We start from the raw sequence: 11,481 nt of genomic DNA on the forward strand, positions 1-11,481 counted from the left end.
ATTCACCTCGATATACCTAAATAAAAACCCTCTGTCCACGCCGCAGTGTTCTTAATATCGTAACCCTTGTTCGATAAGGATAAAGCGGGGATTTGCCTTGGTAATTTCCTTGCGATTACACGCTTCATTCGATCTACCCAAAGCAATTTGTCACCCAGAGATAAATGCTCTACCAAATGGATGCCCATATCCACTTCTTGGGTAATTTCATCGGAAATAAGACAAGGCAGTCCAGCGCCCTGCGCCTCAATAAGCGTAACGGGCAGTCCTTCATGTAAGGAAGGAAACACGAACATATCAAAAGCTTGAAGCAGTCTCGTAACATCACTTCGCACACCAAGAAACTTTACCCTACTTTGCAGCTGCAAAGCTTTCACTTTCTTCTCAATCTCTGGACGCAGAGGTCCATCCCCTGCCAAAACAAGCACCGTATCCGGCTGCTCTTGGTTCAACTGCGCAAAAATATCAATAAGGAAGGAATGATTCTTCTGATGCGCGAATCTCCCCACATGTCCGACGACATAGCAAGCTGAGGAAATATTCAACTCCCGCCTTACTTGCTCCCTAACCTCCGGCGAGTATGCGAATTTATCACTCTCAATCCCATTCTTCAAAATCACGACATTATTTCCCTTGTTTGCAAATAACCATTGGGCAGCTTTATTCGAACATGCCAAAAAGTGTGTTGCACAGGACGCTATAAAAGTTCCGGCAACCCACTTATATATTTTGGCAGCAATCCCGCCCTCGCTGCTCGTATTGTGACTGTGGGCAATCCGTATAGGTGCTCCCGCTTTTTTGGCGGAACGCAATACGAACCCACTCATTTTATCCATATGGGCGTGCACAATTTTATAATTGGGATATGTAAGAAAGAATTGATCCAAAGCTTGGATATATTTGGTATGGCCAATATCCGATACATAGGGGATTCTGTGAATGATTCCACCCATCTCTATAATCTCGGCATCATAGGCTCCTACTTTACTGGTTAGAAAATCGAATTGAACCTTGGAACGATCCATATTGCGATATAAATTCATGAGGAGTGTTTCCGCTCCGCCTCGATTCATATTGACTACAACGTGTAGAATTCTTATTGGATCGCCCACATGCCCTCCACCTTTTCGCCCATATATAGGGAATATATCGTGCTTTTCTCATTTAATACTTGCTGGGTGGCATACTTTCGTTCAACCATTTCTCTACCCAACATACCCAGCTTCACTCTTAATAGCCTATTATGAGCTAATAGGTTGATCTTCTCTGCCATTGCCGCTTGATCATTAGGCGCTGTAATCCAACCATTATGGTCATTATGAACCAGTTCTTTGTGGCCTCTGTTTTCGCTAGCGATGATGGGAAGTCCACATGCCATAGCCTCCATGATATTCACCGGCAACCCTTCACGAAGACTGGATGCAACGGCAATATCACATATCGGCAATAAGCGATCAATATCATTGCGAAAGCCCAGAAAATCAACCCGATCCGCAATACCGATCTCCTTTGCAAGCTCTTGGCACAGTTCTTTCATCGGACCCTCACCAGCAAGCAGGAGTTTGACATTAGGAGCGTCATCTTTGACCGAAGCTAGAGCTTGTAAAAGCAATTGTTGATTCTTGTTCGTATTAAATTCAGCCGCATAGAACAGGAGGATATCGTCGGGTTCATAACCGATTGCCTGCTTCAATTCACGCTTATGTGACTCTTGGACAGGTCTGAACCGCTCCGTATTCACGCCTACGCCATGTACATACTCAATTCGACTTGCTCTGAATCGGCGATTAACGGCTAGTTGGTAGTCTTCCTCATTGATAGTAATCAAGCAATCCGTGAAATAAGAAAGAAATTTCTCAAGGGGATAGTAAACTAACCAATTATGAACGGGTGCTCCTTGACAAAAATGAAAGCCATGAGCGGTATATATGACCTTAGTCCCATTTCTCCGCGCATTCCTCGCTGCTAAACGAGCCAGTACACCGCCCATCGGGGTATGGCAGTGGATGATATCATATTTGTTTTCGTCAATAATTGACTTAAGCTCCGTATAGGCGTTAATGTTGGTTCGATGAAATGGTGAGCGTTGGATCGGAACGTTAAACTTCGCGTTGACATAAGGAAGTTCCATATTCCCGTTAGCGGCAACATGGACCTCCCAACCCTGCTCTTTAAACCATTTCATGTAGGGCACATGAAAAGCTTTAAAATGATAATCAACTGTGGCACATAACAGCACTTTCTTAGGCATTTGCATCCCCTACTTAATTAATTCCCTCTCCAAGGTGGAAGACAGGTATTTCAGCAATTCGTATCTTAAATCCTCGCGCTGCAGGGCATAATCAATCGTTGTCTGTATGAAACCTAACTTATCGCCCACATCGAATCGCATGCCTTCAAATTCATAGGCATATACCGACTCAAGTCGATTTAATTCTGCAATGGCATCGGTAAGTTGAATTTCACCACCGGCTCCCGGCTCTTGATTATTGAGAATGTCGAAAATCCTCGGTGTCAGGATATATCGGCCCATAATCGCAAGATTAGACGGCGCTTCCTCTTTCTTGGGCTTCTCAACTAGATGATTGATGCTATATAAACGCTTCTCAATTTCGTTTCCATCGACAATTCCATACCTGGATACCTCTTCATCGGATACGTGCTTCACTCCAATAACGGAAGCATGGCGAGATTCATATTGATCCATCATCTGCTTCAGACATGGCTTTTCCGCTCGAACGATATCATCCCCTAGCAGCACAGCGAAAGGTTCATCCCCAATGAAATTGCGCGCACACCAGATGGCATGTCCCAGACCCTTGGGTTCCTTCTGACGAATATAATGAATATCAACTTTGGACGACTTCTGAACTTCAGTTAACAAGTCAAACTTCTGCTTTTCCAATAAATTTTGCTCAAGCTCAAAGGAAATATCGAAATGATCCTCAATGGCCCTTTTCCCTTTACCCGTCACGATAATAATATCTTCAATGCCTGACTCAACGGCTTCTTCAACGATATATTGAATGGTTGGTTTATCGACAATGGGCAGCATTTCTTTAGGCATAGCCTTGGTTGCAGGTAGAAATCTTGTCCCCAGACCAGCGGCTGGAATAATTGCTTTTCTTACTTTCATAGATGTTTGCTCCTTTTTAGCCAATTGAGACTAGTTTCTTTGGTAGTGGAATGATATTGCTATTCCCTAAATTTACGAGATATTCTCTCAGGCTCTCTTTATCCAGTGAGGCATAAATGGAAATCATCTCTTTGATTTCTTCCACATAAAGCTCCGCGGTTTTACCTATATAAATTTTGGGATATACTTGCTGTTCGTCGATTTCATCGGCTTTTAGCAACTCTTCATAAAGCTTCTCACCCGGTCTCATTCCGGTAAATTCGATCTCGATATCCTCTAGCGAGTTGCCGGATAGCTTGATGAGATTTTTCGCCAAATCTACGATTTTCACGGGCTCTCCCATGTCTAGAATAAAAATTTCTCCGCCATTCGCTAATGCTCCGGCTTGGATGACCAATCTGGATGCTTCAGGTATCGTCATAAAGTAGCGAATCATGTCGGGGTGAGTGACTGAAACCGGACCGCCTTTTTCAATCTGATGCTTAAACCTCGGAATGACACTGCCCCTGCTCCCTAACACATTGCCGAAACGAACAGCAACGAATTTGGTATTGCTGCTTCTATCCATATCCTGAATAATCATCTCAGCCATTCTTTTGGTGGCACCCATGACGCTGGTTGGATTCACCGCTTTATCCGTTGATATCATGACGAATGTACCCACTTCGAACTTGCTGGCCGCTTTGGCAACGTTCATCGTGCCGATTACATTGTTCTTTAACGCTTCTTCCGGGTTCCGCTCCATGAGCGGTACATGTTTATGGGCAGCTGCGTGATACACGACATCAGGTCGATGTCTGTTCATGATCGACATCATCTTCCAGGAGTCCTGAATATCAGCAATTTCCGTTATGAATTCAATTTCTGTATGTACACAAATGTCCTTTAATTCCATTTCGATTGAATAAATGCTGTTCTCCCCATGTCCTAAGAGAATCAGCTTCTGAGGATGAAACTTCGTGACTTGTCGACAAATTTCCGAACCAATTGAACCTCCAGCACCAGTTACTAGTACCACTTTGTCCGTGATAAATTCGGAAATACTTTCAATATCAAGCTCTATGGGTTCCCGCCCCAATAAATCTTCAACCTGAACGTCCAAGAAGTGATTAACGGAAAGCTTACCAGTTACTAGATCCTCTAGCTTAGGCAGTGTTTGTGTCTTGGCTGCCGTCTTCGCACATTCTTGGAATATGAAGTTGAGGTCCTTTTTACCTAGTGAAGGAATAGCAATAATAATATTGTCGATTTGCAGCTCTTTTACCGCCATCTCTATGCGATTAACGCCGCCAACGACGGGTATACCCAGAATATCCAGGTTATGCATTCGCGCGTTATCATCAATAAATGCAACAGGCTCTAGATCCGCGTCATTATTTTTGATCAATTGTCTGGCAACCATCATCCCTGCCGAACCGGCACCAACGATTAACGTACGTTTTTTATTCACTTGTTTATTGATATAACGGTTCCGAAGGAGTCGCCAACAGAAACGAGATCCACCAATCAGCATGATATGGAGCATCCATGTGACCGCGAGTAAACGGAAGTAAATATCCTGCACAATGATTTGTTGGATGAACGCCACAGTAACAATTGAAAACGTAATCGCCTTTACAATAAACAATAATTCCTCGATGCTCGCATGTTCCCAGGCTTTCTTATAAAGCTTATACACAAACGAAAACACATGATGACTAAGGAGCAATGTAATTGAACTAACGACCAAAGGCAGCGATATGACGTTTAGATCTGCGCTCAATAAAAATCGGCTAAAAAAAATGGACGTTAATACAATGAAGGAGTCTATGAATATTAATAGAGATAACCTTTGTCGGTATGACAAATAAATCCACCCTCTCACTAAAGTTCTTAAGTATAAGGCCTTTGGAGAAAGACCATATAATTAAATCCTTTAATCCTATATAGGGCATCTAACCCTTCCTCGCACCACACTTTTGACGACTCGCGTCTAAGGTCGATTCAACCCACAGCATGGTCGAGTGCTTCCATTGATAACGGTAAGGAGGCATCACCGGAGTTCATTTAGGAACACCTTTTATAGTTCTTCATAAAGAACGATATTGAAAATATTGGCGATTATCCTATTATAAAGAACGTTTAACTTAAATTAATTCTTTATAAAGAACATTTTGAGTAAAAAAATATACTTTTATTTGGTCAATAGTTGTTTATTTAATTGTAGTTCTTTATAAAGAACGTGTCAATACAGTTTTTTTATCTCGTCTCAGAAGCTTTCCATTCCAAGTAAGAGGATCAAATATTTTCAGTTAATTTCACACTGATCCGATCAGGATTAAGCTATACTACTTCTTTCAAAACACATGCTCTTACTTCCCGTGACCATCTTTCAGAATGCTTAGATTTCGGCATTTCGTACACGCTTGTTCGTTATCCACAGTTTGCATTGGACGTCTAGAAGTTAAGCCCACTGTATCACTGTTCTTGTTGGTACCACAGGACAAAGAATAGAACCCATGTCATAGCTGCTGTCAGATCCATGAGCCCCTTGGAGGATAGTATGGCCGCTACTTATAAGTTTTTAAAGATGGATATCTGCATAGGGATGTCATTACCCAATCTTGGACGGCTGCTTGGGCTTTTCGGATAGCACCCCTCGTCTGACAAGAGAGAGGGCATTCTCAGAAGATTTTTAAAACCAAATATCCCAGAAAACAATTACATGCATCTGGGACTTTGATCACTCGCCCTCGTTGCCCCAAAAAAATCACATGGACCTTTTTTAATAACAAGCAAGATTTAGACCATCTGTTGGTTCAGAAGTGTGCGAATTGTCGTTATTAATATTCCATCTGGTTAACTCAAGATAAGTACGTTGCGTTGAAACAGCAGCCGCATTCATTGTAGTATTAGCTCTGCAGCAATAGGCAACGTTTGAACTCAAGCTTTGAGATTCAAATAACAATCATCCTAAACATATGATTTATTTTAATTCCTTCCGTTTGCATTCGAGACGCTTGGCATAAAACCTAGTACGGCAAAAGATTATTTTTCGTTTTTATGCAGATACTTTTTTTGATAACTCATCGTTATTTAAAGAACTCGAATTCCGTTTAAATCCGTAACCCGATAAATATTTTCCAAGCTTAATGGAAGGTTTTTCTATAAATTTATAGCTCAAAGCTGACATGAAGATAGATAAAACAAAGGAAATAACTAATATTATCAACATTGGTATCAAACCGTACAGTATATGCAACATGATTAACAATATCAATGCGTGTAATAAGTAAAAACTAAACGATATTTTGCCCAGAAAATTTATGGGTCTCAAAAGTAAAAATTTCGAAAAGTAATTAACCCCTAAAGCATGCAACATAATTAAAACAGCTCCAAAGGTAATAAACCAATCAATCATTATTAAGTACAAGTTGTACTCTGTATTACCAATTAACTTTGATAATATCGAAAAAGGAAGACGCGGATAACAAAAAAACAATACCCCCATTGGAAGGAAAACGTGTTTTAATCTGGTTTTAGCTATGATACTTACTAAATAAACTCTATGTATAGCTAGCAAGGCTCCAATAATAAACATTGACGAATAGTGCAATGTTATAAAGTAATTCGTCGATAATGGCTTATGAAATTCACTAGGGATATTCATCATCATGAAATAACCAACACCAGATAGGAGGAGACTCACGATGATACTTAATTTCCACTTGGCCCTAAGGACAAAAATCATAATGAAAGGAAATACGATTGATATTCTTAGTTCATGAACTAATGTCCAAATAACCATATTGAAGGTATACCATTTGTACTCCCCTAAAAAAAGGATATGATTGATTATATTATCAACAGTTATTTTTTCCGCCCAATTGCCTAGCCCGATAATGTCAGGTACCTTATCAATATTGGAAGCTAAACTCACCTTAGCAATGAAAGATAAGACAATAATAATAAAATAGGGAATATAAATCCTGCAGAATCTTCTTATTAAATACTTGGGATAGCTGACTTGAGGATTCTTATAAAAGGAGAGCGACAAGACGAATCCACTTAAAACAAAAAACAAAATTACTGCCGCATGACCACTTGTGAACACTGCAATATAAGGTTTCACAACTGCAATATTCATTGGTAAGGCAAAGATAAAGTGTGACAACAATACAATTAAAGCAGCCACTCCTCTTAAAGAGACTAATTCTTCAAATCTATTAGCCAAACTAACCACCCCAATCCAATTAATGATAAATCATTGTTCTCTATAAAGAACAATAACAGATATTTGTTCTTTTTTCAACCTCAATATAGACACCCGAAGGTGCCTATACACATATTTCTGATCCCAATTCACAACTTGCTAACCGTCACATTCATAGTAATGCTTTGTGTATACGTAATTTTAATTGTATTTGCATCAATGAGCATGATACTGGGCTGTACAATCTGTGCGGAAGATAAGCTGAATACATAAGGCTCCATTGTGTTTAATTTATGAACAATTGTTGAAGAAAATTGTGCTCCATCAGCTGTAAGTGTTACGGTCTTCTTGAACTTCCTGGATTCATCATATCCAATATAAATGGGGTCCTGCTGTGGCAAGATAATATTCGTAAATGTGTTGTCTGCTGATACGAATTTTTTCATTACATTTGAGGATTGATAATAAACTAAGGCAAGTGGCGTCGCAGAGCCTGAATAGGTTATTGAGGTTCTTTTCAGCGACAATATTACTGTAGAAACATTGCCCCAGAACTGAGTTAACAAACGAACAAACGCAGGTGTTTTTATTTCAATGACACAATCTTCAAGTGCAATTTCAGTCTCCGAGGTTGGGCTGTTTATTTGACTCACGAAGATTTCAGTGATTGAATTCACTTGAAAGTAACAATTTGTGATTAAAGTTACGGAACGTATATTATTCATATTGGTGACTAAATTCCATACCCTTGCATCGATAAAGGAACAATTGTTGACTTTCAGAATTTTGGGATTTGTTGCCGAAGTGTCATGTAGTAAGTATGCATTGTTTTTAAATGTACATTGCTCGATGTTTACATGCTCACTTAGCGTTGATTCATTTCGTGAGCCTGCTTTAATTGCAATGTTATCGAAAGTACATCCTTCGTATGCATACACTCGAGCATCAAGTCTGAAACCTGTTGAAATCGTATTTTCAAATATACAATCTTTTACCAGATCGACAATAAAAAACGTGTAACCTATAGATGCTTTTGTAAACTTGATCACATTATTTTGGAATATTGCATTTTCAGAGGGCATGCTAATATTGACACAATTGATCAAGTAGTTATGACTAAAATTCACTTTATATTTCGCTCCGCCTAAGCCTAAACTCCCACCCTTCATATAGTTTCCTGTTATGTTAATATATGGATTCTCCAGTTCAGCTGTCATCAATCCGATGTTATTTCCACAATTGTAAAAATAGTTTCCTTTAATATCTGCATGTTGGACAGCATATATGTTGATACCATTTGCGGTCATATTATAAAAATGATTATTCTGGATACTGATCGTATATACTCCCGCTAATATCCCATTACTGCTGCCATAGAAGCGATTATGCCGAATAATTACACCTTCCCCATAATTGTCTTCTTGATTGAAACAATATCGTGTAGGATCATTAAACACGGTGCCACCATCTAGAAAAGCATTGCTTCCGTCTTTTCCTGTGTCTCTAATCGTATTATATTCGATAATATTATGGGATCCCCCGCCTTGTATTCCACCACGTTGGCAACCATAAATCTCACAATTACGAATGATGTTGTGATGAGGAATATCTCCGTACATGATTCTTATATTAAATATTTTATTGGGATTTGTTTCATCAAAAAATACAAATCGGTACGTGGATGCCCCTCTAGGAATAGATACTGGTGTATAAATCCTTTGACTTTTCATCTTGCCTATAAAGGAACCATCTGATTTGTAGAAAGCCATATCAAAATCTTTTGTATTCATACTTCCAATCACTCTGTCATAACCTGTACCAGCAATGACTAATGAAGAATAATTCTCACCATCTAAATTAGGCAAGTCTATTGATTTACTCGTTAATATGTTTGTCGCAGGAATTAGAGCACCTGTAGCATTGTTGATAGTGTTTAATGTAAATTGCGGATTGAATTCAATTAATTCACTAAGTGATTTACTAATAAAGTTGATACTGTCTCCAGTAAATGACCCTATACTACAATTTATTATCGAATTGTTACTTGAAGTCCGTTGGAATTGAACGCCGTATGAGCTTTCAAGAGCAGCTTCCCCCACTGGATATGAATAGCTTCTATCCTCTCTGCAGCCAATTATATATCCATTGAGAAGATGCGCGTTGTAAACGTTATCAAAGGTGAGAACAGTCCCTTCAAATTTATAAAAATCTGACGTATTTATTTTGTCAAAAGGTGACTTCTTATCGGAATCATAAATCACCTTAATCGTTGAGCCATTAAGATTGAATCTTAAATGACTAACCATATTAATGGTTCTTGGATAGCAAACCGAATACTCACCTCTTGGTAAAGTAACCTCTGTGAAATTATTGTTTAAAGCATATTTCAAGGCATTATTGATTCCTTGAATATTGTTGTCTGCAGTTATATAGTCATTTACCACGTAAGGCTTAGCAGGAAGACCTTTCGTGATACCCCACCTTGACAACTCTATTAAATAGGTAGTTGATGTGTCTGATACTAAATCCTTGCTACTCTTGACCCAAACCATAATTCCATCACCTCACTCTATGGTAGTAGTACCAGCTAATTAAGACATGCACTCATTGTAGTTAGCTGTTCGTTCCGAATCAGTCAACACGCGCGTATAATACCTGACGCGGCGGAATCTACCTCCGTTATCTTTATTGTAGATGCTCAGAGTCTTACAAATAATTGTGCTTCTCCCATTCGTTACTCTATTGCCGATCAATGCATTATCCAGATAAACTTTAACATTCGTGCCATCACAAGTAACAATTAAATGATGTTTTGTTCCATTAAATATGGAGGGATTTGTATTTAGAACTGTATATAAGCTGCTGTTCGGACTTTGAAGGTGAAAATCACCATTATTCTTCGCGAAGAAAGTTTGATAACCATAATAGTCGTTCTGGTAAGCTTGAAGTGTAAAGTTAGATAGAGGGATGCTCGGTGGCATGAATTCAAATTCCCACGTAAACACATCTGTACAAAATGGTATCAAATTGGAAGCAATACTAGAAACGACAACGTCAGACGTATATTCCAGACCATCAGCATGAATATTTCCTTGGAATGCAGAATTCGCATATGGCCACCCTTTTGATACCAGAACATTATAACCGTTTCCACTCCGGTCTCCCCACAGCAATCCGTTTGTTGTCATGTTTGCAGCCAAAATATCATCGGTGAATAAATACAAAACAGGTGCGTTCGGATTTAATGCTGAAGTGACAAACGAAACATTTCCCATATTTGTTTCAGTACCCGCCGTATTCTTTGATTTAAGTGTAAGCAAATAATTCGTGCTTGCCATTAATCCAACCATCGTGTAGCTAGTTCCTGAAGTACTCGCCAACCAGGTTGATCCATTGTAGATTTCATAAGAGGAAGCCCCCCCGACAACTGGCCATGTTAATGTTGTTCCAAAAGATGTAACATTCATGCTAGTAATTACTATGCCTTGGGGTGCAGTTGTCGCAATCGTTAGTGATGTTCCGCTCGATATATTATTCATGGCATCAACAGCCTTAACGTTGAAGGTATACGAAGTCGATGGTGAAAGTTGCGTGACGTTGTAAGAGGTCCCTAGCACACTTGTGAGGAACGAAGTACCATTTGAGATTCTATAGGCCACCGTATCAGAAGAAGCACTTGCCGTCCAGTTGAGAGTCAGAGAATTAGTAGTAACATTCGTTGCAGATAAATTAGTCACATTGTCAGGAGCAATTACGTCAGGGTTATTATTCGTAATAATATTTACAAATTGAGTACAGTACGCACGAAAGGAAGAGTTGGTCGAGATCAGTACAGAATTAAACGGTTCAAAAAAGGCTTCAAATACTTCACCGGCCTTCACGGTGTAGGTATCATTTTTGATAGTAAACGTTAAATCAGTTATCCCATCATTCGTGATGACAAAACCATCCATATTACTATTGAAATTTTTTGTTAATCCTGCGTTTCCGCTAAATGGTTCCTTGGCTTTAGCACAAAGCATCTTCGTTCCACCATTTGAACCCAACAAAGGTTCAAATTGATCATTAGATTCATTAAAATATTGTGGAATCTGAACGCCCTCTGAATCAACAAGCAACTTCTTTGTTTGATAGGTCATTCCTTACTCATCCC

The 11,481-nt window shown here is 39.3% G+C and carries 7 protein-coding genes; all 7 read right to left on the minus strand.

Features of this window, described 5'->3' with window-relative positions; genetic code table 11:
• Nucleotides 1-2: 2 nt before the first annotated feature.
• Complete coding sequence (locus AC58U0_RS00115) at nucleotides 3-1,112, minus strand: glycosyltransferase family 1 protein (RefSeq protein ID WP_497376991.1); 1,110 nt, start codon at nucleotides 1,110-1,112, stop codon at nucleotides 3-5.
• Nucleotides 1,097-2,251 (minus strand): glycosyltransferase family 4 protein, encoded by a 1,155-nt coding sequence (locus AC58U0_RS00120; protein WP_497376992.1) that lies wholly within the window; start codon nucleotides 2,249-2,251, stop codon nucleotides 1,097-1,099. The genes AC58U0_RS00115 and AC58U0_RS00120 overlap by 16 nt, the downstream gene beginning before the upstream one ends.
• Before the next feature lie 9 nt (nucleotides 2,252-2,260).
• Nucleotides 2,261-3,136 carry a UTP--glucose-1-phosphate uridylyltransferase GalU gene (gene galU / locus AC58U0_RS00125; RefSeq protein ID WP_029196352.1) on the minus strand — a complete coding sequence of 292 codons (876 nt, stop codon included), beginning with the start codon at nucleotides 3,134-3,136 and terminating at the stop codon, nucleotides 2,261-2,263.
• Between the two features lie 16 nt (nucleotides 3,137-3,152).
• Nucleotides 3,153-4,982: a polysaccharide biosynthesis protein gene (locus AC58U0_RS00130; RefSeq protein WP_497376993.1), complete on the minus strand. Its 1,830-nt coding sequence runs from the start codon at nucleotides 4,980-4,982 to the stop codon at nucleotides 3,153-3,155.
• 1,194 nt (nucleotides 4,983-6,176) lie between these two features.
• Nucleotides 6,177-7,349: an acyltransferase family protein gene (locus tag AC58U0_RS00135; RefSeq protein ID WP_497376994.1), complete on the minus strand. Its 1,173-nt coding sequence runs from the start codon at nucleotides 7,347-7,349 to the stop codon at nucleotides 6,177-6,179.
• A 128-nt stretch (nucleotides 7,350-7,477) separates the two neighbouring features.
• Nucleotides 7,478-9,880 (minus strand): right-handed parallel beta-helix repeat-containing protein, encoded by a 2,403-nt coding sequence (locus tag AC58U0_RS00140; RefSeq protein ID WP_497376995.1) that lies wholly within the window; start codon nucleotides 9,878-9,880, stop codon nucleotides 7,478-7,480.
• Between the two features lie 39 nt (nucleotides 9,881-9,919).
• Complete coding sequence (locus tag AC58U0_RS00145; RefSeq protein ID WP_497376996.1) at nucleotides 9,920-11,467, minus strand: fibronectin type III domain-containing protein; 1,548 nt, start codon at nucleotides 11,465-11,467, stop codon at nucleotides 9,920-9,922.
• Nucleotides 11,468-11,481 lie beyond the last annotated feature (14 nt).

This window comes from Paenibacillus sp. J31P190 (assembly GCF_059692075.1).